The sequence below is a fragment of the Streptomyces sp. NPDC051041 genome, assembly GCF_044456065.1.
Classification (GTDB): Bacteria; Actinomycetota; Actinomycetes; order Streptomycetales; family Streptomycetaceae; genus Streptomyces; species Streptomyces glaucus.
The window spans coordinates 353,115-377,005 of the sequence record NZ_JBITFM010000005.1 but is presented as its reverse complement, the minus strand read 5'-3'; the positions used below and the strand labels follow the sequence as shown (position 1 = coordinate 377,005).

The window sequence follows — 23,891 nt, the reverse complement described above, 5'->3', positions numbered from 1 at the left end:
GCCCGGCGGCCGGCCACCACCCGTCAACGGGCCGGCCCGACGGCTGACACACTGGTGCAATGCGCATTGTGGTTCTGGCAGGCGGCATCGGCGGTGCCCGGTTCCTGCGCGGTCTGAAGCGGGCCGTGCCGGACGCGGACATCACGGTCATCGGCAACACCGGGGACGACATCCACCTCTTCGGGCTGAAGGTCTGCCCGGACCTCGACACGGTGATGTACACGCTCGGCGGCGGCATCGACGAGGAGCAGGGCTGGGGCCGGGCCGACGAGACCTTCCACCTCAAGGAGGAGCTCGCGGCGTACGGCGTGGGGCCGCAGTGGTTCGGGCTCGGCGACCGGGACTTCGCCACGCACATCGTCCGCACGCAGATGATCGGCGCCGGCTATCCGCTGAGCGCCGTCACCGAGGCCCTGTGCGACCGCTGGAAGCCGGGGGTCCGCCTCATCCCCATGTCCGACGACCGCGTCGAGACCCATGTCGCCGTCGAACTGGACGGCGAGCGCAAGGCGATCCACTTCCAGGAGTACTGGGTGCGGCTGCGGGCCTCGGTCCCCGCCGAGGCGGTCGTGCCGGTCGGCGCGGAGCAGGCCAAGCCGGCGCCGGGCGTCCTGGAGGCGATCGCCGAGGCGGACGTCGTCCTCTTCCCGCCCTCCAACCCGGTCGTCTCCATCGGCACGATCCTCGCCGTGCCCGGCATCCGCGAGGCGATCGCCGACGCCGACGTGCCCGTCGTCGGCCTCTCCCCCATCGTCGGGGACGCGCCCGTGCGCGGAATGGCCGACAAGGTGCTCGCGGCGGTGGGCGTGGAGGCCACGGCGGCGGCGGTCGCCGAGCACTACGGCTCGGGCCTGCTGGACGGCTGGCTCGTCGACACCGTCGACGCGGCCGCCGTGGAGCGGGTCGAGGCGGCCGGGATCCGCTGCAAGGCGGTGCCGCTGATGATGACCGACGTCGACGCGGCCGCGCGGATGGCCCGCGAGGCGTTGGCGCTGGCCGAGGAGGTGCGGGCGTCTTGAGCGGCGACGAGGCCCCCGGCTACCGGGTCTGGGCCGTGCCCGGCCTGCCCGAGATCCGGCCCGGCGACGACCTGGCCAAGCTGATCGCGGCGGCCGAGCCCGCCCTGGCCGACGGCGACGTGCTGCTCGTCACCTCGAAGATCGTCTCCAAGGCGGAGGGGCGGATCGTCCGGGCCGCCGACCGGGAGGCCGCGATCGACGCCGAGACCGTGCGGATCGTGGCCCGCCGCGGCCCCCTGCGCATCGTCGAGAACCGCCAGGGCCTCGTCCTGGCCGCGGCCGGCGTCGACGCCTCCAACACCCCCGCCGGGACGGTGCTGTTGCTGCCCGAGGACCCGGACGCGTCCGCGCGGGCCATCCGGGAGGGGCTGCGGAGCGCCCTCGGCGTCACCGTCGGCGTCGTCGTCACCGACACCTTCGGGCGCCCCTGGCGCTCGGGGCTCACGGACGTCGCGATCGGCGCCGCCGGGGTGCGCGTCCTCGACGACCTGCGCGGGGGCACGGACGCGCACGGCAATCCGCTCAGCGCCACCGTCGTCGCCACGGCCGACGAACTCGCCGCCGCCGGCGACCTGGTCAAGGGCAAGGCCGCCGGGCGGCCCGTCGCCGTCGTGCGCGGGCTGGGGCACGTGGTGGCCGAGGAGGACGGGGAGGGGGCACGGGCCATGGTGCGCGGAGCGCGCGACGACATGTTCCGCCTGGGCACCTCCGAGGCGATCCGCCAGGCGGTGACCCAGCGCCGCACCGTGCGGTCGTTCACGGACGAACCCGTCGACCCGGAAGCCGTACGGCGGGCGGTCGCCGCCGCCGTGACGGCGCCGGCCCCGCACCACACCACGCCGTGGCGCTTCGTCCTGCTGGAGTCCGAGGAGTCCCGCACCCGCCTGCTGGACGCGATGCGGGACGCCTGGATCGCCGACCTGCGCCAGGACGGCCGGACCGAGGAGTCCATCGCCCGGCGCGTCCGCCGCGGGGACGTCCTGCGCAACGCGCCCTACCTGGTGGTCCCCTGCCTGGTCATGGACGGCTCCCACACCTACGGCGACGCGCGGCGCGACGGCGCGGAGCGGGAGATGTTCGTGGTGGCCGCCGGGGCCGGGGTGCAGAACTTCCTGGTGGCGCTGGCCGGCGAGCGGCTCGGATCGGCGTGGGTGTCGTCGACGATGTTCTGCCGGGACGTCGTCCGGCGGGTGCTGGGCCTGCCGGACGACTGGGACCCCATGGGGGCCGTCGCGGTCGGCCACCCCGCCGAGGAGCCCCGGCCGCGCCCGGAGCGGAACGCGGAGGCGTTCATCGAGGTGCGGTGACGCGCCCACCCCCCCCCAAGGCACCCCGGCTCCCGAGGACTCCACCGTGGCAGGACGTTTCGCCCCCCGCCCCCCGCACGCGCCCGTGCGCGACGGGCACGCCGCCGTACCGGCCGGGGCTCCGGCGAAGACGCGGACGTGGGTGCCGGACGGGCCGCTGGACCTTGGGCTGGTGCTCGGGCCGCTCAGGCGCGGCCCGGCCGACCCGACGTTCCGGGCGATGCCGGACGGGTCCGTGTGGCGGGCCAGCCGGACGCCCGCCGGGCCGGGGACGCTGCGGGTGTCCGCACACGGTGCGGGGGTCCGCGGCGAGGCCTGGGGGCCGGGCGCCGAATGGCTCCTGCACCACCTGCCCGAACTGCTCGGCGCCGCCGACGACCCGTCCGCGTTCGCGCCCCGGCACCGGCTGCTGGCGCTGACCCGGCACCGGCGGCCGGGACTGCGGCTGACGCGGACCGGGCTGGTGCTGGAGTCGCTGATCCCGTCGGTCCTGGAGCAGAAGGTCACCACGGCCGAGGCGTACCGGGCGTGGCGGCTGCTCGTCCGCCGGTACGGCGATCCGGCGCCGGGTCCGGCGCCCGGACGGATGTACGTGATGCCGGCGCCGCGCACCTGGGCGCTGATCCCCTCCTGGGAGTGGCACCGGGCGGGCGTCGACGACAAGCGGGCGTCCACGATCCTGCGGGCGGTACGGGTCGCCGCGCGGCTGGAGCAGACCGCGCGGATGGAGCCGGCGGCGGCGCAGGCGCGCCTGGAGGCCGTGCCGGGGATCGGCCCGTGGACCTCGGCGGAGACGGTCCAGCGCAGCCACGGCGCACCGGACGCGGTGACGGTCGGGGACCTGCACCTGCCGGGGATCGTGGGATGGGCGCTGGCCGGCGACCGGCACGCCGACGACTCCCTGATGCTGGAACTGCTGGAGCCGTACGCCGGACAGCGGCACCGGGCGGCCCGGCTGATCCTGCTGAGCGGCCGGACACCGCCGAGACGGGCCCCGCGGATGCCGGTGGGGGACATCCGGCGGCTGTGACAGCCCCCGCGGCCACCGGCCGCAGGGCCGCGAGCCACTCCCCGCACACCCCCGGTCCACCACCGGAAGACCGCGCCCCGCGCACCCGCGGCCGCCCGCACCGCGGGTGCGGGGATCGCCCTCGCGCACCCGCGGCCGCCCGCGGCGGGAAGGGGACGTGCCGAGGGTGTCCGCCCGCGGCGTCCGGCACACCGCACCGGTCACCACCGGACCGACAGCCCTCCGGACCGAGGACGGACACCCCCGGCGCGGCCCCGCCCCGACGGACCGCAGGCGCGACGCACTCCCCCACCGAACCCGCGCGGGCCGCCGCAGGCACCCCCCGCCGAACCGCCGGAGGCACCCGCGGCACCGCACGGGCCGTCGCAGGCGTCCGCCCGCGCCCGCCCCCCCGCCTACTGGTCCGAGGAGAACCGCACCGCCCCCGCCGGGATCCGCGCGTCGCACCACACCCGGGCGCCCTCGCGCAGTTCGTTGTCCGCGCCGACCACCGCGCCGTCCCCTATCACCGTCCCGGTCAGGACGGCCCGCTCCCCGACCCGGGCCCGCGTGCCGATGAGGGAGTCCGTGATGACGGCACCGGGCTCGATGACGGCCCCCGGCAGGATCGTGCTGCCGAACACCCGTGCCCCCTCCGCCACGAACGCTCCCTCGCCCACCACCGTCCCGCCCGCCAGCTTGGCGTCGGGCGCGACGGTCGCCGTCGGCAGGATCAGCCGGTCCCCGCAGCGGCCGGGCACCGCCGGGGACGGAGCCCGCCCCAGCACCAGGTCCGCCGAGCCCCGGACGAACGCCGCCGGCGTGCCCAGGTCCAGCCAGTACGTCGAGTCGACCATGCCCTGCAGGTGTGCCCCGGCCGCCAGCAGGTCGGGGAACGTCTCCCGCTCCACCGACACCGGCCGCCCCGCCGGGATCGTGTCGATGACCGAGCGGCGGAAGACGTACGCCCCCGCGTTGATCTGGTCGGTGACGATCTCCTCCGGTGTCTGCGGCTTCTCCAGGAACGCCAGCACCCGGCCCGTGTCGTCCGTCGGCACCAGTCCGTACGCCCGCGGGTCCGTCACCCTCGTCAGGTGCAGGGACACGTCCGCGCCCGTCTCCTCGTGCGTCCGCACCAGGGCCCTGATGTCCAGCCCCGTCAGGATGTCCCCGTTGAAGACCAGCACCGGATCGTCCGGACCCGAGTGCAGGCGCGCCGCCACGTTGCGGATCGCGCCGCCCGTCCCCAGCGGCTCCTCCTCCGTCACGTACTCGAGGTGGAGTCCCAGTGACGAGCCGTCGCCGAAGTACGGTTCGAAGACCTCGGCCAGATAGGACGTGGCGAGCACGATGTGCTCCACGCCCGCCGCTCTCGCCCGCGCCAGCTGGTGCGTGAGGAACGGCACCCCCGCCGCCCTGACCATGGGCTTGGGCGTGTGCACCGTGAGCGGACGCAACCGTGTGCCCTTGCCGCCGACCAGGAGGATCGCTTCTGTCACCTGTCGTCTCTGCTTCCTGCCGGGACCGGCCGAACTGCCTTTCGACCGGCCAGTGTATGCAGACCGTTCCGTGGCGCCCTCGATGGCCGTGCGGTGTCCCGCCCCTGCCCCCCGACGGCGGTGAACGTGCTCTTCGGTGCCGGTACCGGCCCGCCCCTGCCGGGTGCGGCGCCCCCTCCCCCGAGGACGCCGGCCCGGCCGCCCTCAGCGCCCTTGGTGGCGGGCCGCCGCGGAGCGGACCGTACCGAGTTCGCGGTAGAGCCGTGCGCCGGGGCACTCCGTGGCGAAGCCGTCCCGATGACCGGAGATCACGTTCAGTCGTACGTTCATGCCTTTTCGGTAGAGATTGCCACCGGCGGACTTCAGGTATGTCTTGCCTCGCGGATTCATCCCGTGGAGCCCGAGCTTCCAGGCGGTCAGCCGGGCGACGCCCTGCACCGCGGCGGAGGGCGGCTCGGCGGAGCCGAAACTGCCGAGCACGGCGATGCCCGTGCTGTCGCCGTTGAAGCCGAGGGTGTGCGCGCCCATGACCGGCTTCGCGACGCCCCCGGCCCGGCCTTCGTAGATCTTTCCGCACTTGTCGACGAGGAAGTTGTAGCCGATGTCCCGCCAGCCCATGCTCCTGACGTGGTAGCGGTAGATACTGCGAATGATCGAAGGTGCCTGCTCGCAGCGGTAGTCGTTGCCGGAGGCGGTGTGGTGCACGAACGCCGCCCCGACCTTCTTCGTGTAGAGGAACCCCTTCTCGCGCAGCGTCTCGTCCGCGCCCCAGCCGTGCCGCGTGACGATGCGCGGGCGCGGGCCGATGTACGGCTTGGTCCCCTGCTGCTCCGTCAGCTCGCCGGCACGCAGCCGGAACAGTTCGGCCTCGGTCTCGGTGCGGCCGAGTTCCGGGATCTCGATGGTGCCGAGCGACGCGAGGCCGGCGTTGGCGGCGGAGGCGGCGAGGGCCTCGGTCTCCCCGGCGCCGGAAGCGGCCTGCCCGGCGCCGGGAACGCCGCCGGTGCCGGATGCGCCGTCGCCGCCGGCCGCCGCGCCGGTGCCCGGCGTGCCGTCGGCGCCGGGACCGGCCGGGGTGCTGTCCGGGGGCGGGGCGTCGCCGGGGTCGACGAGTTCGAGGCGCAGCCCGCCGGGGAGCGGGTCCGCGGCGGGCGCGGTCCCCGGGTCCGGACCGACCCGGTCCCGGCCGCCCGCGCGGTGGCCGCTCCCGGGCCGGACGCGGATCTCCACGCCGTCCGAATCGCCCACCCACAGCGGGGCCGTGGCGCCGCGCACCCGGCCCGACGCGTGCTCGGCCGTGCCGGGGTCGGCCGCGTGCTCGGCGTTGTGCGTCTCGACGTCCCGCCAGCCGGACCAGGTGCCGGTGCCGGCGGCACGGGTGCGGACCTGGACGCGGGCGCGCAGTTCGGCGGCGGGGTCGTTCCAGACGACGCCGACGAGCGAGAAGTGCCGTACGGCACGGCGGGGCAGGCCCTGGACGACGGCGCCGGAGGCGCGGTCGCGGGCGAGGGGTTCCAGGGGCAGCGACTGGGTGCTGCCGGGAACGCGCGACGCGGCCGGCCGCCCCGCGGACGCGGCCGCTTTCGTACCGGGCCCCGCTCCCGCGGTCGCGGGCGGGGCGAGGGGGACGGCCAGGGCGGCCGCACAGGCGACGCCGATCGAGGAGGCAAGGAATCCAGGCATGCCCCTGATCATGGACATACCCATGTAAATCTGTCTATCCGGACATTGACGAGCCGTCGGGCCGATTCCCCCGAACCGGTGGCCGGTCCGTGGCGAACCGGTGACGGTCCGCGGGCCGGCCAGTGGGTGGGCGGGCCCGCGCCCGCGTACGCTTGCGCGGGTGAACGCCACCGACCGCACCCCCGCCGACCTGCTGGCTTCCGCGCTCGCCGCGGACCCCGGGCGCCCCCTGGTGACCTTCTACGACGACGCCACGGGCGAACGGGTCGAATTGTCCGTGGCCACCTTCGCCAACTGGGTGGCCAAGACCTCGAACCTGCTCCAGGACGAACTCTCCGCCGAGCCCGGGGACCGGGTCGCGCTGCTGCTGCCCGCGCACTGGCAGACGGCGGTGTGGCTGCTGGCGTGCGCGTCGGTGGGCGTGGTCGCGGACATGGCCGGCGATCCGGCGGCGGCCGACGTCGTGGTGAGCGGGCCGGACACGCTGGACGCGGCGCGGGCCTGCTCCGGGGCGCGGATCGCGCTGGCGCTGCGGCCGCTCGGGGGGCGTTTCCCGCAGCCGCCGGAGGGCTTCGCCGACTACGCCGTGGAGGTGCCGGGGCAGGGGGACCGGTTCGCGCCGTACGCGCCGGTCGACCCCGAGGAGCCCGCGCTGATCGTGGCGGGGCGGGAGTTCACCGGCGCGGAGGTCGTCGAGCGGGCGCGCGCGCAGGCGTCGGCGCTCGGCCTGACGGGGCCGGGATCGCGGATCCTGTCCGGGCTGCCGTACGACACGTGGGAAGGGCTGAACGCCGGGCTGTACGGGCCGCTCGCGACCGGCGGCTCGGTGGTGCTGTGCCGGAACCTGGACCGCCTGGACGCGGCGGCCCTGGACAAGCGCATCGAGGCGGAACGGGTCACGGCGACGGCACGGTAGCCGCGCCCCGGCCGCGTCCCCCGTCCGGCCCATCTCCACCCGCCCCCCGCCCGCCGCCCACGGCATCGTCGTAAGGGCACGGACGACACGCTCGTACACCACGAGGGGGCCCAGAGGTGACCGAGACCGCGGGAGCGCCCTCCGGAGGACCGGGCGTCCCCGGGCCCCCGGGGCCGGGGGCGTCCGCGGCCGGGGGCGGGCTGGTGCGCCGGCGCCGGCGGCGCCGGCTGCGGGGCTCGGCGCTGGCGGTCACCGTCGTCGTCGCCGGCACCGCCGGGGCCGGATGGGCGCTGTACGCGAAGCTGAGCGGCAACATCACCCCGGACGAGGCGGCCGCGGCGGAACTCGCCCGGTACGAGAGGGAACGCCCCACCGCCCTGGTCCGCGACGCGCGGAACATCCTGCTGATCGGTTCGGACGCGCGCTCCGGCGACGGGAACGCCCGCCGCGGGCGGGGCTCGGGCGCCGAGCGCTCCGACGCCACCGTCCTGCTGCACCTGTCCGCGGGCCGGCGCAGCGCCACCGCCGTCTCCGTCCCCCGCGACCTGATGGTGGACGTACCCGGCTGCCGGCGCCGGGACGGCACCCGCGCCGAACCGGTGTTCACGATGTTCAACCACGCCTTCCGCACGGGCGGTTCGGCCTGCACCGTCCGGACGGTCGAGAAGCTCACGGGCATCCGCGTCGACCACTACGTCGTCGTCGACTTCCACGGCTTCAAGGAGCTGGTCGACGCGGTCGGCGGCGTCGAGATGTGCCTGACGGAGCCGATCGACGACAAGGCCGCCGGGCTGAGGCTGCCCGCGGGCCGGGTGAGGCTCGACGGCGAACGGGCCCTCGGCTACGTCCGCGCCCGCAAGTCCCTCGGCGACGGCAGCGACACCGCGCGGATGGAACGGCAGCAGCGGTTCCTCGGGGCGCTGGTCGACAAGGTGCGCGACGACGGCGTGCTGCTGAACCCGGTGAAGCTGTACCCCGTGCTCGACGCGGCCACGTCCGCCCTCACCACCGACCCCGATCTGGCGAGTCTGCGCGGTCTGTACGAACTCGTGCGCGGGCTGCGGGAGATCCCCGCGGAACGGGTGCAATTCCTGACCGTTCCGCGGGAGCCGTACGTCCACGACTCCCATCGCGACCAGCTCGTGAAGCCCCAGGCGGAAGAACTGTTCGAACGGCTGCGGCGGGACGAACCGGTGGTGGTCGAGCACCGGCCCCCCAGGGACTCCGCCGGGAAGAGCCGCGCCGGGGCCGGCGACCCGGCCGCCGGGCCGCGCGGCAACGCCCCCGGGGAGCCGTACCGGCCCTCCCGCCAGGAGTCCGGCGGCTACAGCGCGTACCTCCGCGGCGACGGAGAGCCCGGGAAGAACCCCGAGGGAGAGCCGCCCGACGGGCCCGCCGCCGCCTCCCCGGCGCCGACGTTCCGCGGGAACACGGCCGCCGAGGACACCTGCGGGTAAAGCGGACTCTCAGGCGGCCCCAAGAAAACGAACTTTCATCCAGAGAAATGGGTGAATTGCCCAGTTGTAGGGGCGTGGAATTTGTCACCGACGTCGCCGGGCACTGAACTAGGCCGTTAGTGTGAGCCATCCGGTGTGTCCGACCACGCGGCTCCGCCCTGAGGTCGCACACCGCTTGACGAGACCCGAGCGCCTTGGCGGGGGAAGGCGCCGCGTGGCCCCGACGGAGGATTCGGACAACCGTGGACGCGCAAAGCCGTGGGCGGGCGGAGAACATCGACCCCGCAGACCAGTGGGTGCTCAACCCGAACACCGGCGAATACGAACTGCGACTGACTCCTTCCGCTCCGCAGTCGGCCGCCCCCGATCCGCGCAGACGGCGCTCCGCGAAAGCGGCCGCGGCGGTGCGCGAGCGCGCGACGGCTCCCGAGCGGGACGCGCCGGACCCCGAGGTCCCCGCGCAGCGCAGGCGCCGTACCGCGCCCGCCGAGCCGCAGCCGGGGCGGCGGGGACGCCGGCCTGCGAAAAAGTCCCGGACGAAGAAGGCCCTGACGTGGACGGGCGGCGGCATGGCGCTGGTCCTGGTGGCCATCGGCTCGGCCGGCTACCTCTACCTCAGGCACCTCGAGGGCAACGTCACCACGACGGACGTCGGCAACGCGGGCAAGAACGGCTTCAGCAAGGACGAGGCCTTCAACATCCTGATCATCGGCACCGACAAGCGCACCGGCGCGGGCAACGAGGGCTACGGCGACAAGGGCAGCGTCGGGCACGCCGACACCACCATCCTGCTGCACGTCTCCAAGGACCGGACGAACGCGACCGCGCTGAGCATCCCGCGCGACCTGATCGTGAACGTCCCGGACTGCCCGACGAAGCAGCCCGACGGCACCACCAAGGTCGTCCCGGGCACGGAGAACGTCCGCTTCAACACGAGCCTCGGCCAGGGCGGCCGGGACCCGGGCTGCACGATGCGTACCGTCGAGGAGACCATGGGCATCCCGGTGGACCACTTCATGATGGCGGACTTCAACGCGGTGAAGACGCTGACGACGGCGGTGGGCGGCGTGGAGGTCTGTCTCGCCCATGCCGTCAACGACAAGGACTCGAAGCTGAACCTGTCCGCCGGCCCCCACACCCTCCAGGGCGAGCAGGCGCTGGCGTTCGTCCGCACCCGGCACAGCTTCGGCAATCAGGGCGACCTCGACCGCATCAAGGTCCAGCAGCAGTTCCTGAGTTCGCTCATGCGCAAGATGTCCTCCAGCGACACCCTGACCAGCCCCACCAAGCTGATGAAGCTGGCCGAGGCCGCCACCAAGGCGCTGACCGTGGACAGCGGCATCGGCCAGGTCAGCACGCTCAAGGACATCGCCCTGGAGCTGAAGAAGGTGCCGACGAAGAACATCACCTTCCTGACGGTGCCGGTGCAGGACAACCCGGCGGAGACGGTCAAGGCGACCGTCGTCGTCGACAAGACGAAGGCCCCGCAGGTCTTCCAGATGATCAAGGAAGATGTCTCCTTCACCGAGGTCAAGGCCCAGGAGCAGAAGGAGAAAGCCGCCGTGGCCGCCCGCCTCAAGGGCGAGAAGGCCGACGCCTCGGAGGTGCGGGTGCGCATCCTCAACGGCGGCGCCGAGGCCGGCAGCGCGCAGGAGACGCTGAACTGGCTGCAGAACGAGGAAGGCGTGACGAAGTCGGAGAACGGCGGCAACGCGCCCGAGGAACTGGCCAGGACCACACTCGAGTACGCCCCCGACCAGGCCGACCAGGCACGCCGCCTCGCCGCCATCATGGGCCTGTCCGGATCGGCGATGAAGCCGGGCGAGAGCGTGACCAACGCCCAGGGCCTGCCGACGATGACGCTGACCCTGGGCAAGGACTTCAAGGGAGCCGGCGTCTCGATGACCACGCCGAAGAAGGCGCCGGAGGGGGTGCCGAAGTCCACCGCGGACAAGGTCGAGTGCGCCAAGTGACCCGACGTGTCCGAGGAGCCGGACGGACCGGCCGGCTGCCGGGGGCGAAGGCGTCACCGGCACCGCCCGGCGCGCGACCGGCCGGATAGTGTGAGCATTCCAGTGCCCCACGCCGCGGCCCGTCCGGGCCCGAGGAGGAGAAAGCCGCCGCCCGGCTCAAGGGCGCCGAGGCCGGCCCCTCCGAAGCGCGGGTGCGCATCCTCAACGGCGGCGCGAAGCCCGGCAGCGCCCAGGAGCCCCTGAACCGGCTGCAGAACGAGCGGGGCGTGACCAAGTCGGAGAACGCCGGCAACGCCCCCGCCCCACTCGCCGAAACCTCGCTGGAATACGCTTCGGACCAGGCCGATCAGGCACGCCGCCTCGCCGCCGTCATGGGCTTGCCCGGATCGGCGATGAAACCCGGCGAGAGCATGACCGGCTCCCAGGGACTGCCGACGGTGACGCTGCCCCTGGGCAAGGACTTCGAGAGCGCCGGCGTCTCGCCGACCACAGCGACGAAGGCGCCGGACGTGGAGAGGTCCACGGCCGACAAGGTCCAGTGCGCCAGTTGAAATCCGCAAGGCAACTGACGGGCCTGTCGTGCGTCTAACAAGGCGTGCGGCAGGCCTGTTCCATGGGCAAGGGCGGGGAGGATGGGGAAGTGACGACGCGGAGCGATGTGCGGAGGGACGGGACGCTGCAGGACGTACGGCGCCCTCGTGAGCCCGGCGGGGACGACGGCCCGCCGGCGGCGGACGGCCCCGCCGGGGACGACGAGGCCGACGCCGGCCCCGCCATACGCCGGCCCCGGCGCAGACACCGGGTGCTCCGGTGGTCGGCGGCGACCCTGGCCGTCCTGATCCTCGGCACGGCCGGCGCCGGATACCTCTACTACCGCCACCTCAACAGCAACATCGAGAAGGACGAGCTCAACCTCGGCGACAGCAAGGTCGCCGAGCCGACGCCCAACGCCGCCGGCCAGACCCCGCTGAACATCCTGCTCATCGGCTCCGACGCACGGGACACCAAGGAGAACCAGGAACTCGGCGGCGCCCGCGAGACGTTCGGCTCCACCCCGCTCGCGGACGTCCAGATGCTGGTGCACCTGTCCGCCGACCGCAGCAACATGTCGGTCATCAGCATGCCGCGCGACACCCTCGTCGAGATCCCGAAATGCACCGACCCGGACGACGGCAAGGTCTACCCGGCGAGCAACGGGCGGACGATGGTGAACCAGAGCCTCGGCCACGGCGGCCCCGGCTGCACGGTGGCCACCTGGGAGCAGCTCACCGGCATCCACATCGACCACTTCATGATGGTCGACTTCGCGGGCGTGGTGTCCATGGCGGACGCCGTCGGCGGTGTCCCGGTGTGCGTGGACGCCAACATCCACTCACGCGACAGCCAGGGCCACGGCTCCGGCCTGAAGCTGACGAAGGGCACGCACGCGGTGAAGGGCGAGCAGGCCCTGCAGTGGCTGCGCACCCGCTACGGCTTCGAGGACGGCAGCGACCTCGCCCGCGCCAAGGCACAGCACATGTACATGACCTCGATGGTCCGGGAACTGCGCGAGAACGCCACCCTGAGCAACCCCAACAAGCTGCGCAAACTCGCCGAGAAGGCCACCGAGGCGCTCACCGTCGACCCGGGGCTCGACACCGTGACGAAGCTCTACGACCTCAGCAACGAACTGCGGAAGGTGAAGCCGGAGCGCATCACCATGACCACCATGCCCAACCGGTACGTGGGCGCGCGCGTGGAGCCGACCGAGGACGCCGAGAAGCTGTTCCGGCTGGTGCGCGAGGACATCGCGCTGGACGGCAAGGACGCCCAGGGCAGGAAGCGGCCCACGGCGGCGGCCTCGGCCGAACCGGCCGCCGCCGACGACGAGATCGCGGTCCAGGTACGCAACGGCACCCGCACCGGCACCCGGCCCCCGGTCGCCGGGCGCGCGAACACCGTGGCCGAACTGCTGGTGGAGGAGGGCTTCACCCGGGCCGTCGCCGACAACGGCACGTCCCTGAGCGAGGAACGGACGGTCGTGCGCTACCCGAGCGCCGAACTGGAGGGCGACGCGCAGGCGGTCGCCAAGGCCCTGGGAATCCCGGCGAGTTCGGTGGAGCGGACGACGAACGTCTCCGGCGTCACCCTCGTCGTGGGCGCGGACTGGCGCGAGGGCACGGCGTACCGGGCCCCCGAGGACGACGAGGACGACAAGGCCCCCGCGTCCGCCGACGCGCTCAACGGGGCGGACGAGGAGGCCTGCATGCGCGTGGACCCGGCGTTCACCTGGTCCTGAGGATCAGCGCGCGCCGGCGTCCGCGCGGACCGCGGGGCGCCGGCTCGCGATCACCTTGCGGGCCAGCGAACGCGGACTGGTCAGAAAGCCCCAGCCCCACGACATGTGCATGGTGGCGAGGGCCACCGGGATCCGCAGCCGGGCCTTCAGCGGCAGCCCCCGGCCCGCCGGCACCGACCCGGCGACGATCGCCGCGAGATAGCCGCCGGGGACGACGAAGCCCCACGGGGTGAGCACCGCGCCGATCACGGTCCCGGCCGCGATCGCGCACACCGCCGCCGGCGGGGCGAGGTAGCGCAGGTTGATGGAGCCTGCGTGGTAGCGGGCCACCACGTGCCGCCAACGGCCGTAGTCCTTGTACTGCTTGGCCAGCGCCCGCACCGACGGCCGCGGCCGGTACGACACCTTCAGCTCCGGCGAGAACCAGATCAGCCCGCCCGCCTCACGGATGCGGAAGTTCAGCTCCCAGTCCTGGGCGCGGATGAACTCCTCGTTGTAGCCGCCCTGCTGCTCCAGCGCCTCGCGCCGGAAGACGCCGAGGTAGACCGTCTCCGCCGGACCCGCCTCGCCGCCGGTGTGGAAGGCGGCGTTGCCGACGCCGATCCGCGACGTCATCGCGGCGGCCACCGCGCGCTCCCAGTCGTTCTCGCCCTCGGCGTGCATGATGCCGCCGACGTTCTGCGCGCCGGTCTCCTCCAGCAGCCGCACCGCCGTGGCGATGTAGTTCGGCGAGAGCATCCCGTGGCCGTCGACGCGGACGACGACCGGATGACGGGACGCCCTGATCGCGGCGTTGAGCGCGGCGGGCGTACGGCCGGACGGGTTGGGCACGGTGCGCACGCGCGGGTCTTCCCGTACGAGCTCGGCGGCGATCTCGTCCGTGCGGTCCGTGGAGGGACCGAGGGCGATCACGACCTCCATCTCGCCGGCGTACTCCTGCGCGAGGATCGCTTGGACGGCCCCGCGCAGATGCCGCTCCTCGTTGAGGACGGGCATGATCACGGAAACGGCGGGGAGCCGCACGTCGGAATTGGCGTTCATCGGTGCTCACGTTACCGCGAACGGGGGACACCGGTGCGCGCCGCCGGGGGCGGTGCCCCGGGCCACAGATCGTACGGGCCTACGGTGCTCCCGGATCCCGCGTACGGCTCTCGTGGAGGTGCCCGCCTTGCCCATGCCGCCGCCCCGCCCCGACGCCACGCCGCGGCGCCGCCCGCGGCCGTCGCGCCGCCCGCCGCGGCCGCCCGCGGGACGGCCGAAGCCGCGGTGGGCCGTGCGGGCGGTGACCGCGCTGTCCGTGGTCGTCCTCGCCTCCGCCGGGATCGGGCACGCGGTGCTCACCAGCCTGGACACGGACATCACGCGGGTCGACGCCTTCAAGGACATGAAGAACCGTCCGCGCGCCGGGCACGGCATGAACGTCCTGCTGGTCGGCACCGACGGCCGCGACCGGATCGGCGAGCGGGAGCGGCGCCGGTACCGGCTCGGCGGCGCCCCCTGCCGCTGCACCGACACGATCATGATCGTGCACATCTCGGCCGACCGGGAGCGGGCGAGCGTGGTCAGCCTGCCCCGCGACTCCTACGCCGTCACGCCCGCCCACACCCACCCCGCCACGGGCGAGCGGCACGGCGGGCACCCCGTCAAGCTGAACGAGGCGTACGCGGAGGGCGGGCCGCAGCTGACCATCCGCACCGTCGAGCACATGACCCGCGTGAAGATCGACCACTACCTGGAGATCGACTTCGCCAGCTTCATGAAGACGGTGGACGTCCTCGGCGGCGTGCGGATCTGCACCGCCAGGCCCCTGAAGGACGACCACACCGGCCTCGACCTGCCGCCCGGCACACACCGGCTGACGGGCGGGCAGGCCCTGCAGTACGTCCGGGCCCGGCACCTCGACGCCGCCTCCGACCTCGGCCGGATGCGGCGCCAGCAGCAGTTCCTGGCGGCGCTCGTCGACCGGGCGGCCTCCTCCGGGGTCCTGCTGAACCCGATCAGGTTCCGGGACGTGACCCGGGCGGTGCTGGGCTCGGTACGGGCCGACGAGGACTTCGGCACCGACGAACTGCTGGCCCTGGGGCGGGCGATGCGGAACTTCTCCCCCTCCTCCTCCGAGTTCACCACGGTGCCGATCGGGCGGATGGAGCACGTCGTCGAGGGCGTCGGCTCGACGCTGAAGTGGGACCCCGCCAAAGCCGGACGGCTCTTCCGGGCGCTGCGCGAGGACCGGCCGCTGGCCGTGCGCGACGACAAGCCCCGCCCCGCGGCGCGGGCCGTCGAGGTGGCCCCGCAGCGGATCCACGTCCAGGTGGAGAACGGCACGCCGACGGCGGGCCTGGGCCGGCGGGTGGACGCCCAGCTGGCCGCGGCCGGATTCCGCACGACCCGGACGCCGGTGAACGCCGCCGAGCGCGATGTGCGGCGCACCGTCGTGGCGTACGACCCGCGCTGGGACCGCTCGGCGAAGTCGCTGGCCGCGGCGCTGCCCGGCAGCGAGCTGCGTGCGGTGACGGGCCTCGGACCGACCCTGCGGGTGATCGCGGGCGCGGACTTCCGGCAGGTGCGCGCGGTACGGGCCGAGCAGCCGGTCCAGGCCGGGGGCACGGTGGTGCGGGGCGACGAGGTGGTGTGCCGCTAGCCACCGCCGCCCGGCCGCTCCTCGCTTGGCGGACTCCCCGCCTCCGTCCCGTGGCGGGGACGGCCGGACGGGCGTACGACGGAAGGAGACGGGGTCGGTCCGCGACCCCGCCACCTTCGAGGAGGACACCATGCAGCAGCCCGCTCCCATGACCGCCATGAGCCAGGAGATGCAGGACTGCGTCGAGGCGTGCATGGCCTGCCACACCATGTGCGAGGAGACCATGAGCTCCTGCCTGCAGATGGGCGGCCAGGCCCAGATGCAGATCATGCGCGCGCTGATGGACTGCAGCGAGACCACCCGGATGTGCGCGGACATGATGATGCGCCGCTCCCCCCTGGCGGCCGACATGTGCGCCCTGTGCGCGAAGGCCTGCGACATGTGCGCCGAGGCGTGTATGTCCCTGCCGGACGACCCGCAGATGATGCGCTGCGCCGAGGCGTGCCGCCGCTGCGCCGAGCTGTGCCGCACGATGGCGGGTGCCCGGATGTGACCCCCGCCTGACCGCGACGGGGGCGTCCCTCCGTCCGGAGGGACGCCCCCACCACGTCCTCAGTCGCCGGAGACGGTGACCTTCTCGTCGTTCTTCAGCTGCTCCACTAGCGTCTTCATCTTGGCGGTGTCCCACTGGAGGTTGCCGTTCGCGGCGTTGCCCGCGATCGGCATGTTCATCGACGTGCCGTCGCCGCCGCTGACGCCCTTCATCGCCCAGAACATGTCGGCCAGGTCGAACAGGCCCATGTCCTTGTCCACGATCAGGGAGTCCAGGCCGGCGCCCATCGTCGGGTACAGCCTGAACGGGTTCAGGACCGTCGACGGGGTCGCCACCTGGCTGGCGAGGGCCGAGAGGAACTTCTGCTGGTTCTTCGTCCGGTCCAGGTCGGAGCCGGCCAGCGCGTATCGGGTGCGGACGAAGGCCAGGGCCTGCTCGCCGTCGAGGGTCTGCCGGCCCTTCTCCAGGTCGGCGCCGGACTTGGCGTCCTTGATGTCCTGCGGGATGTCCATCTCGACGCCGCCGACCGCGTCCACGATGTTCGCGAAGCCGGCGAAGCCGATCTCCACGTAGTGGTCGATGTGCAGGCCGGTGTTGTACTCGACCGTGCGGACCAGCAGCTCGGGGCCGTCCTCGGCGTACGCCGCGTTCAGCTTCACCTGACGGCCGGTGCCCTGGTAGAGCTTGCCGGAGTCGGAGCCCCGGAAAGAGGGGATCGTGACGTTGGAGTCGCGCGGCAGCGAGATCAGGGTGGAGCCGTTGCCGCCGGTGTGCAGGATCATCATCGAGTCCGTGCGCTTGCCCTCCGCGGACCCGGTGTGCAGCTTCTTCTTCTCCTCGGCGGACATGCCCTCACGGCTGTCGGAGCCGACGATCAGGTAGTTCGTGCCCTCGCCCGCCTCCGGCCGGTCGATGACCTTCGACAGGTCGACCTCGCGGTTGAGCTTGGAGTCGGCCCAGAAGTAGGTGCCGACGGTCGTGACGGCCAGCACGATCGCCGCGGTGATCGCCGTCACCTTGATCCGGCGCCGCCAATCCGGGGCGGGACGCCCCGCCCGCGGACCCGCGGGGCCGCGGCCCGAGGGCGTGCCGTAGACCTGGCCGGTGTTGTAGCCGCTGTCGTACCCGCCGTGCGCGGGGTCGCCGTAGCCGTCGTGGCCGCGGCCGTCGACGTACGACGGCTGCCGCGGCACCCCGCCGCCGCGCGGGCCCGCGCCGGGGGGCGCCGCCGGACCCCGGCGGACCTGCCGCATCACGCGCGCGCCCTCGGGCCGTGCGCTCGCGCTGCCGCGTCCGTACCGGTCGCCGCGGTCGCCGCGGTTGTCGTCGGACCATCCCTCGGGCCAATCATTCATGGGCCCAGTGTGCCGGGCACCGCTGTGCGCCTTACAAGCTTCGGCGGAAAATAGGGGCCGTGCTGTTGCGAAGCCGACACAAATCGGCCGGATGCCGACGCGGCATAAGGTGGAGGCCATGACAGACCAGGCCTCAGCCACGGAGTCCGGAACCCCGGAGACTCCGGACATACCGGGCAAGCCGACCTCGGCGTCCCGGACGACTCTCAGCCACATCATGACCCACAACGACACCAATCTGCTGGGCACGGTGCACGGCGGGGTGATCATGAAGCTGGTCGACGACGCGGCGGGCGCCGTGGCCGGACGGCACTCCGGCGGACCCGCCGTCACCGCGTCCATGGACGAGATGGCCTTCCTCGAACCGGTCCGCGTCGGCGACCTGGTCCATGTGAAGGCCCAGGTCAACTGGACCGGCCGGACCTCCATGGAGGTCGGCGTGCGGGTACTGGCCGAACGCTGGAACGAGTCCGCGCCGCCCACCCACGTCGGCTCGGCCTACCTCGTCTTCACGGCCGTCGACGCGGACGGCCGACCGCGCCGGGTGCCGCCGGTGCTCCCCGAGACCGAGCAGGACGAACGCCGCTGGCAGGAAGCCCAGATCCGCCGCACCCACCGCCTGGCCCGCCGCCGCGCGATCGTGGAACTGCGCGAGAAGCGGGCGGCGGAGGGGTTCGAGGACTGAGGTCCGCGGGCAGTCCGCGGACACGGGAAGGGCGGCCGGAGTTCTCCGGCCGCCCTTCCCGCTCGACCGGCCGTCAGGGCAGGTTGCGGGCCATCACGATGCGCTGGACCTGGTTGGTGCCCTCGTAGATCTGCGTGATCTTGGCGTCGCGCATCATGCGTTCCACCGGGTAGTCGCGGGTGTAGCCGTAGCCGCCGAGGAGCTGGACCGCGTCCGTGGTGACCTCCATGGCCACGTCGGAGGCGAAGCACTTGGCGGCGGCGCCCTGGTAGGTGAGGTCGGCGTCGCCGCGCTCGGAGGCGGCGGCGGCCTGGTAGGTCAGGGCGCGGGCGGCCGAGATCTTCATGGCCATGTCGGCGAGCATGAACTGGACGCCCTGGAAGTCGGCGATCGGCTTGCCGAACTGCTTGCGCTCCCGCACGTAGCCCTTGGCGTAGTCCAGGGCGCCCTGGGCGATGCCGAGGGCCTGGGCGGCGATGGTGATGCGGGTGTGGTCCAGGGTCTTCATCGCCGTGGCGAATCCGGTGCCCTCCGCGCCGATCATGCGGTCGGCGGGGATGCGGACGTTGTCGAGGTAGACCTCGCGGGTCGGGGAGCCCTTGATGCCGAGCTTCTTCTCCGGGGCGCCGAAGGAGACGCCCGGGTCGGACTTCTCCACGACGAAGGCCGAGATGCCCTTGGAGCGCTTGTCGGGGTCGGTGACCGCCATCACCGTGTAGAACTCGGAGACGCCGGCGTTGGTGATCCAGCGCTTGACGCCGTTGAGCACCCAGTGGTCGCCGTCGCGGACCGCCCGGGTCCGCATGCCGGCCGCGTCCGAGCCGGCCTCCGGCTCGGAGAGGCAGTACGAGAACATCGCGTCGCCCTTGGCGAGCGGGCCCAGGTACTTCTTCTTCAGTTCCTCGGAGCCGGAGAGGATCACCGGCAGCGAGCCTAGCTTGTTCACCGCGGGGATCAGGGAGGAGGAGGCGCACGCCCGGGCGACCTCCTCGATCACGATGACGGTGGCCAGCGCGTCCGCGCCCGCGCCGCCGTACTCCTCGGGGACGTGCACGGCGTGCAGGTCGTTCGCGACGAGGGCGTCGAGCGCCTCCTGCGGGAAGCGGGCCTCCTCGTCCACCGCGGCGGCGTGCGGCGCGATCTTCGCCTCGGCCAGCGCGCGGACGGCGTCGCGGAGCATGTCGTGCTCCTCGGACGGGCGGTACAGGTCGAAGTCAGCCGATCCGGCCAAGGTCTCTCACGCTCCAAGGACGACGCAGTGCCTGAGGCTAATTACCGTTAAGTAACCCGAATTTTAGGGGCCCGCCCATCCGAGTGATACGTGAGCTTCGCGACAACGGCGAAAGTGCCCGGTGAAGCCCTTTCCCGCGCCCCGGCTATGCTCGGGCACCGCAGCATCGCCGTCCCTCACTGGAGCACCCATGGCCCTCAGGATCACCGTGATCGGCACCGGTTACCTCGGCGCGACACACGCGGCGGCCATGGCCGAGCTCGGGTTCGAGGTCCTGGGGCTCGACGTCGTCCCGGAGAAGATCGACAAGCTCCGGCGGGGCGAGGTCCCGATGTACGAGCCGGGGCTGGAGGAGCTGCTGCGCCGGCACGTCGCCGGGATCGAGGGGTCCAGCGGGCGGCTGCGGTTCACCATGGACTGGGCCGAGGCCGGGGAGTTCGGCGACGTCCACTTCATCTGCGTCAACACCCCGCAGCGGCACGGCGAGTACGCCTGCGACATGAGCTACGTCGACTCCGCGATCGCGTCCCTGGCGCCCCATCTGAAGGGTCCCTGCCTGGTCGTCGGCAAGTCGACCGTGCCGGTCGGCTCCGCCGACCGGCTGGCCGCCTACCTCGCCGCGAACGCGCCGGCCGGCGGGGACGCCGAGCTGGCCTGGAACCCGGAGTTCCTGCGCGAGGGCTTCGCCGTCGAGGACACCCTCCACCCCGACCGGATCGTGGTCGGGGTGCGCAGCGAGCGCGCCGAGAAGCTGCTGCGCGAGGTGTACGCCGGGCCGGTCGCGGAGGGTTCCCCGTTCGTCGTCACGGACTTCCCGACCGCGGAGCTGGTGAAGACGGCCGCGAACTCCTTCCTCGCCACCAAGATCTCCTTCATCAACGCGATGGCCGAGGTGTGCGAGGCGGCGGGCGGCGACGTGGCCAGGCTGGCGGAGGCCATCGGGTACGACGACCGGATCGGCAAGAAGTTCCTGCGGGCCGGGATCGGCTTCGGCGGCGGGTGCCTGCCCAAGGACATCCGGGCGTTCATGGCGCGCGCCGGTGAGCTGGGCGCCGACCAGGCGCTGACCTTCCTGCGCGAGATCGACTCCATCAACATGCGCCAGCGCGGCCAGATGGTGGAGCTGGCCCGGCAGGCGCTGGGCGGCGGGCCGTTCCTCGGCAAGCGGGTCGCCGTGCTGGGCGCCACCTTCAAGCCGGACTCCGACGACGTGCGGGACTCGCCCGCGCTCAACGTGGCCGGACAGATCCACCTGCAGGGCGGGCAGGTCACGGTGTACGACCCCAAGGGCATGGACAACGCCCGCCGCATCTTCCCCACCCTCGGTTACGCCGGCTCCGCGCTGGAGGCCGTGCGGGGCGCGGACGTCGTACTGCACCTGACGGAGTGGCGGGAGTTCCGCGAGCTGGACCCGGAGGCGCTCGGCGAGGTCGTGGCGGCCCGGGTGGTCCTGGACGGGCGCAACGCCCTGGACCCGGAGCGGTGGCGCAGGGCCGGGTGGACGTACCGGGCGATGGGCCGGCCGAACGCCTGACGGGCGCCCTGCGGACGGCACCGGCCGGGCCGGGATTCCGCCGGGTCGGGGCCTCGCCGTCTTCCGTCCCGGGGGCGGCGCCTGCCGGGTCGGGGCCTCGCCGTCTTCCGTCCCGGGGGCGGCGCCTGCCGGGTCGGGGCCTCGCCGTCTTCCTCCGCTCCGTGGCGCGGCCGTGTCCGGGTCACGTCCCCTCCGTCCGGTTCGCCCGGTACCGGCGCATCTTCGCGCGGGCCCCGCACCCCTGCATCGAGCACCAGCGGCCGCGTCCGGCCGGGCTGCGGTCGTAGTACGCCCAGTGGCAGTCGGCGGCCTCGCAGGCCTTGAGCCGGGTCCAGGTGCCCGCGATCAGCGCCTCGGCGACGGCCGCGGCGACGCGGGAGAGCAGGGGGCGGGCGTCGGCGGGGGCGAGGGCGGCCGAGCCGTCGGCCGGGTCGACGGTCACCGCCAGGGGCGCGGCGGCCAGCAGTTCGCCCAGCGGGGTCACCGCGCGGTGCGGCGGGTGGCCGGCGTGGGCGAGCAGGGCGGCGCGCAGGGATTCGCGCAGTTCGCGGGCGGCGGGCAGGCCGTCCTCCGGGAGGCCGAACCGGGCCCTGCCCTCCGCCGTGTCGAGCGAGTCGGCGCCCGTCCTCACGTCCAGCGTGTTCACCAGGGACTGGATCAGGGCCAGGCTCCCGGGCGCGGGCGCTCTCTCACTCATGCTTGCGACGTTACCGCTTGTACGGGATCATTCAGTAACCGTTACCGGTTGCTCGGTTCTATGAGTAACCACAGGGGTCCTTCCGGGCCCGCGGACGACTTCGAGGAGGAAGTCATGGCTGTCGCCGAGCTGGGCGCCGTCGTCCTGGACTGCCCCGATCCGCGCGCGCTGGCCGGGTTCTACGCCCGGGTGCTGGGCGGGACCGTGGAGGGCGAGGGGGACTGGGTCGACCTGAAGCTGCCGGGCGGGCGGACGCTCGCCTTCCAGGCCGCCCCGGGGCACGTACCGCCGCGGTGGCCCTCGCCGGAGCACTCGCAGCAGTTCCACCTGGACCTGGACGTGCCGGACCTGGACGCGGCGGAGAAGGCCGTGCTGGAGCTGGGCGCGAAGCCGCTGGACGCGGAGGACCGCTCGCGCAGCTTCCGGGTTTACGCCGATCCGGCCGGGCACCCGTTCTGCCTCTGTGCCTGCTGACATCAGGAGGTTCCATGGCATCCGTGGCCCGTCTGCGTTCCGTGGTCGTCGACTGTCCCGAGCCGGCGGAGCTGGCCCGCTTCTACGCGCAGGTCGCGGGCGGCACGCCCGAGGAGGAGAGCCCCGACTGGGTGGTGCTGCAGGTCCCCGGCGGGCCGCGGCTGGCCTTCCAGCGGGTGTCCGGGCTGACCCCGCCCCAGTGGCCGCGCTCCGACCGCGACGCCCAGCAGTTCCACCTGGACTTCGACGCCGGGTCCACGTGGGAGGAGGTCGACGCGGCCCACGAGAAGGTGCTGGCGCTCGGCGCGCGTCCGCTGGACCTGGAGGACCGGGAGAAGAAGGACTTCCAGGTGTACGCCGATCCGGCCGGGCACCCGTTCTGCCTGTGCCGGATCGAGCACGGCTGAGGGGCACCGCCCGCGCCCTTGGCGCCGTCAGCCGTCCAGCGCGGTGATCGTCGCGGTGGACGGCTGGCGGCGCTGCTGTGTCGCGCGGGCGGTGAAGTCGCCGCCGCGCAGTACGCGCTGGACGTTGCCCCAGGTGAGCAGGGCCAGGTCGGTCTCCGTCCAGCCGCGGCGGAGCAGTTCGGCGATCAGGCGGGGGTAGCCGGAGACGTCGCCGAGCTCCCGGGGGTGGGCGCCGGGGGCGTCGTAGGTGCCGGACAGGCCCACGCAGGCGGGGCCGGCGATCTCGCGCACGTGGTCGAGGTGGTCGGCGACGTCGCGGACCGTCGGCCCGGTCTGCTCGGTGGTCAGCGGCACCATGCACAGGCCGCCCGCGGCGCCCAGTTCGGCGAGCAGGTCGTCGGGGAGGTTGGCCGGGTGGGGGCGCAGGGCGCGGGCGGCGGAGCGGGTGCACAGCACCGGCGCCCTGGAGACGGCGAGGGTACGGCGGATCGTCTCCGGGCGGGCGCCGGAGAGGTCGGCGAGCACGCCGAGCCGGTTCATCTCGCGCACGGTCTCCTCGCCGAACCGGGTCAGTCCGGCCTCGCCCGCCCAGGACACGCCGGTCAGCGTGAGGACCTGCAGCCCGAGGGTGTGCAGGGAGCGCAGGATGCCGAGGGAGTCGCCGAGGGCGGTGGCCGGGGCGGGGCCGAGCAGGACGGCGACCCGGCCGCAGTTGCGGGCGTCGGCGGTCTGGCCGGCCCCGTGGGCCGGGCGCAGGTGCTCGGGGAGGCCCCGGGCGACCGTCTTGACCAGGTCCATCTGTTCGAGGGTGGTGCCGACGGCCCGGTCGCCGTACAGGCCCTCGGGCAGGTGCAGCGCGCAGAACAGGGCGCCCACGTGCCCCTGGCGGAGCCTCGGCACGTCGGTGTCGACGGCGCTCTCGCCGAGTTCCAGGTCGTACCAGGACAGGTGCCTGAGCGCCCAGGGCAGCCCGTTGTAGCCGTCGGCCACGGGGTGGGCCGCGAGGAGGGCGCGGGCACGGCGCAGCAGTCCCTCGTCGAGGTCGCAGACGGACGGGTACGGCTCCGGCGGGAGGGGCGGGGCGCCGGGCCCGGGGAACGGCTCGGACGGGTCGTCGAGCTCGCCGGCCGCTGGGGCGGGATGCAGGTCGTCCTGGAGGTCTGCCATGGCGGGCTCCGTACGGTCGTCGTGCAGTACGGTCACCGTCGCACGGCGTCCGGGGCCGTTCCTGGT

Annotated in this window: 20 protein-coding genes and 1 pseudogene; 14 read left to right on the top strand and 7 right to left on the bottom strand. The window is 73.6% G+C overall.

The window, feature by feature from the left end:
* Positions 1-59 precede the first annotated feature (59 nt).
* The 3 genes from cofD to ACIBAI_RS12340 are packed head-to-tail and all read left to right on the top strand — an operon-like array spanning position 60 to position 3,356.
* Positions 60-1,019 carry a 2-phospho-L-lactate transferase gene (cofD, locus tag ACIBAI_RS12350; protein ID WP_399033417.1) on the top strand — a complete coding sequence of 320 codons (960 nt, stop codon included), beginning with the start codon at positions 60-62 and terminating at the stop codon, positions 1,017-1,019.
* On the top strand, positions 1,016-2,326 hold the full coding sequence (locus tag ACIBAI_RS12345) for a coenzyme F420-0:L-glutamate ligase (RefSeq protein ID WP_399033416.1): 1,311 nt from the start codon (positions 1,016-1,018) through the stop codon (positions 2,324-2,326). The genes cofD and ACIBAI_RS12345 overlap by 4 nt, the downstream gene beginning before the upstream one ends.
* 46 nt (positions 2,327-2,372) lie before the next feature.
* On the top strand, positions 2,373-3,356 hold the full coding sequence (locus tag ACIBAI_RS12340) for a DNA-3-methyladenine glycosylase family protein (protein ID WP_399033414.1): 984 nt from the start codon (positions 2,373-2,375) through the stop codon (positions 3,354-3,356).
* 395 nt (positions 3,357-3,751) lie between these two features.
* Here ACIBAI_RS12340 and ACIBAI_RS12335 read toward each other — a convergent pair whose 3' ends face one another.
* Entirely contained in the window at positions 3,752-4,834 is a 1,083-nt protein-coding gene (locus tag ACIBAI_RS12335) for an NDP-sugar synthase (protein WP_344607366.1), read from the bottom strand.
* A 204-nt stretch (positions 4,835-5,038) separates the two neighbouring features.
* A complete protein-coding gene (locus tag ACIBAI_RS12330) occupies positions 5,039-6,517 on the bottom strand; it encodes a peptidoglycan recognition protein (protein ID WP_399033412.1) in 1,479 nt (492 codons plus the stop codon).
* A 160-nt stretch (positions 6,518-6,677) separates the two neighbouring features.
* Here ACIBAI_RS12330 and ACIBAI_RS12325 point away from each other — a divergent pair, with 160 nt between their 5' ends.
* From ACIBAI_RS12325 to ACIBAI_RS12305, 5 genes and pseudogenes are all read left to right on the top strand, one after another.
* A complete protein-coding gene (locus ACIBAI_RS12325) occupies positions 6,678-7,433 on the top strand; it encodes a TIGR03089 family protein (protein WP_399033410.1) in 756 nt (251 codons plus the stop codon).
* Positions 7,434-7,549: 116 nt separating this feature from the next.
* Positions 7,550-8,890 carry an LCP family protein gene (locus ACIBAI_RS12320; RefSeq protein WP_399033408.1) on the top strand — a complete coding sequence of 447 codons (1,341 nt, stop codon included), beginning with the start codon at positions 7,550-7,552 and terminating at the stop codon, positions 8,888-8,890.
* 242 nt (positions 8,891-9,132) lie between these two features.
* Positions 9,133-10,863 carry an LCP family protein gene (locus ACIBAI_RS12315; RefSeq protein ID WP_399033405.1) on the top strand — a complete coding sequence of 577 codons (1,731 nt, stop codon included), beginning with the start codon at positions 9,133-9,135 and terminating at the stop codon, positions 10,861-10,863.
* A 131-nt stretch (positions 10,864-10,994) separates the two neighbouring features.
* A pseudogene (locus ACIBAI_RS12310) lies at positions 10,995-11,414 on the top strand (LytR C-terminal domain-containing protein); the annotation flags it as partial.
* Between the two features lie 62 nt (positions 11,415-11,476).
* Positions 11,477-13,141 (top strand): LCP family protein, encoded by a 1,665-nt coding sequence (locus ACIBAI_RS12305; RefSeq protein WP_399033403.1) that lies wholly within the window; start codon positions 11,477-11,479, stop codon positions 13,139-13,141.
* A gap of 3 nt (positions 13,142-13,144) precedes the next feature.
* Here the strand turns inward: ACIBAI_RS12305 and ACIBAI_RS12300 are convergent, their stop codons facing one another.
* Entirely contained in the window at positions 13,145-14,182 is a 1,038-nt protein-coding gene (locus ACIBAI_RS12300; protein WP_344607354.1) for a glycosyltransferase family 2 protein, read from the bottom strand.
* A 133-nt stretch (positions 14,183-14,315) separates the two neighbouring features.
* Here ACIBAI_RS12300 and ACIBAI_RS12295 point away from each other — a divergent pair, with 133 nt between their 5' ends.
* Positions 14,316-15,782: an LCP family protein gene (locus tag ACIBAI_RS12295; protein WP_399033401.1), complete on the top strand. Its 1,467-nt coding sequence runs from the start codon at positions 14,316-14,318 to the stop codon at positions 15,780-15,782.
* Between the two features lie 130 nt (positions 15,783-15,912).
* A complete protein-coding gene (locus ACIBAI_RS12290; RefSeq protein WP_344607352.1) occupies positions 15,913-16,275 on the top strand; it encodes a four-helix bundle copper-binding protein in 363 nt (120 codons plus the stop codon).
* 59 nt (positions 16,276-16,334) lie between these two features.
* On the opposite strand, the gene ACIBAI_RS12285 is transcribed toward ACIBAI_RS12290, so the two are convergent.
* Positions 16,335-17,630, bottom strand: coding sequence for an LCP family protein (locus tag ACIBAI_RS12285; protein WP_399033399.1), 1,296 nt, complete (start codon positions 17,628-17,630; stop codon positions 16,335-16,337).
* Positions 17,631-17,748: 118 nt separating this feature from the next.
* Between ACIBAI_RS12285 and ACIBAI_RS12280 the strand changes: the two genes are divergently transcribed.
* Entirely contained in the window at positions 17,749-18,315 is a 567-nt protein-coding gene (locus ACIBAI_RS12280; RefSeq protein ID WP_399033397.1) for an acyl-CoA thioesterase, read from the top strand.
* Positions 18,316-18,388: 73 nt separating this feature from the next.
* Here the strand turns inward: ACIBAI_RS12280 and ACIBAI_RS12275 are convergent, their stop codons facing one another.
* Complete coding sequence (locus ACIBAI_RS12275; protein ID WP_399033395.1) at positions 18,389-19,546, bottom strand: acyl-CoA dehydrogenase; 1,158 nt, start codon at positions 19,544-19,546, stop codon at positions 18,389-18,391.
* Positions 19,547-19,736: 190 nt separating this feature from the next.
* Between ACIBAI_RS12275 and ACIBAI_RS12270 the strand changes: the two genes are divergently transcribed.
* Positions 19,737-21,080, top strand: a complete 1,344-nt coding sequence (locus tag ACIBAI_RS12270; RefSeq protein ID WP_399033394.1) for a UDP-glucose dehydrogenase family protein — start codon at positions 19,737-19,739, stop codon at positions 21,078-21,080.
* Between the two features lie 181 nt (positions 21,081-21,261).
* On the opposite strand, the gene ACIBAI_RS12265 is transcribed toward ACIBAI_RS12270, so the two are convergent.
* Entirely contained in the window at positions 21,262-21,777 is a 516-nt protein-coding gene (locus tag ACIBAI_RS12265; protein WP_399033393.1) for a CGNR zinc finger domain-containing protein, read from the bottom strand.
* Between the two features lie 114 nt (positions 21,778-21,891).
* On the opposite strand from ACIBAI_RS12265, the gene ACIBAI_RS12260 reads away from it, so the two are divergent.
* Both ACIBAI_RS12260 and ACIBAI_RS12255 read left to right on the top strand, forming a co-directional pair.
* On the top strand, positions 21,892-22,251 hold the full coding sequence (locus ACIBAI_RS12260; RefSeq protein WP_399033391.1) for a VOC family protein: 360 nt from the start codon (positions 21,892-21,894) through the stop codon (positions 22,249-22,251).
* A 14-nt stretch (positions 22,252-22,265) separates the two neighbouring features.
* Complete coding sequence (locus tag ACIBAI_RS12255; RefSeq protein WP_399033390.1) at positions 22,266-22,658, top strand: VOC family protein; 393 nt, start codon at positions 22,266-22,268, stop codon at positions 22,656-22,658.
* 27 nt (positions 22,659-22,685) lie between these two features.
* Here ACIBAI_RS12255 and ACIBAI_RS12250 read toward each other — a convergent pair whose 3' ends face one another.
* Positions 22,686-23,825 carry a dipeptidase gene (locus ACIBAI_RS12250; protein WP_399033388.1) on the bottom strand — a complete coding sequence of 380 codons (1,140 nt, stop codon included), beginning with the start codon at positions 23,823-23,825 and terminating at the stop codon, positions 22,686-22,688.
* Positions 23,826-23,891 lie beyond the last annotated feature (66 nt).

Coding starts and splice junctions, on each gene's coding strand:
- cofD (WP_399033417.1), top strand. CDS start 60: ATGCGCATTGTGGTTCTGGCAGGCGGCATCGGCGGTGCCCGGTTCCTG.
- ACIBAI_RS12330 (WP_399033412.1), bottom strand. CDS start 6,517: ATGCCTGGATTCCTTGCCTCCTCGATCGGCGTCGCCTGTGCGGCCGCC.
- ACIBAI_RS12305 (WP_399033403.1), top strand. CDS start 11,477: ATGGGCAAGGGCGGGGAGGATGGGGAAGTGACGACGCGGAGCGATGTG.
- ACIBAI_RS12300 (WP_344607354.1), bottom strand. CDS start 14,182: ATGAACGCCAATTCCGACGTGCGGCTCCCCGCCGTTTCCGTGATCATG.
- ACIBAI_RS12295 (WP_399033401.1), top strand. CDS start 14,316: ATGCCGCCGCCCCGCCCCGACGCCACGCCGCGGCGCCGCCCGCGGCCG.
- ACIBAI_RS12290 (WP_344607352.1), top strand. CDS start 15,913: ATGCAGCAGCCCGCTCCCATGACCGCCATGAGCCAGGAGATGCAGGAC.
- ACIBAI_RS12285 (WP_399033399.1), bottom strand. CDS start 17,630: ATGAATGATTGGCCCGAGGGATGGTCCGACGACAACCGCGGCGACCGC.
- ACIBAI_RS12280 (WP_399033397.1), top strand. CDS start 17,749: ATGACAGACCAGGCCTCAGCCACGGAGTCCGGAACCCCGGAGACTCCG.
- ACIBAI_RS12270 (WP_399033394.1), top strand. CDS start 19,737: ATGGCCCTCAGGATCACCGTGATCGGCACCGGTTACCTCGGCGCGACA.
- ACIBAI_RS12265 (WP_399033393.1), bottom strand. CDS start 21,777: ATGAGTGAGAGAGCGCCCGCGCCCGGGAGCCTGGCCCTGATCCAGTCC.
- ACIBAI_RS12260 (WP_399033391.1), top strand. CDS start 21,892: ATGGCTGTCGCCGAGCTGGGCGCCGTCGTCCTGGACTGCCCCGATCCG.
- ACIBAI_RS12255 (WP_399033390.1), top strand. CDS start 22,266: ATGGCATCCGTGGCCCGTCTGCGTTCCGTGGTCGTCGACTGTCCCGAG.
- ACIBAI_RS12250 (WP_399033388.1), bottom strand. CDS start 23,825: ATGGCAGACCTCCAGGACGACCTGCATCCCGCCCCAGCGGCCGGCGAG.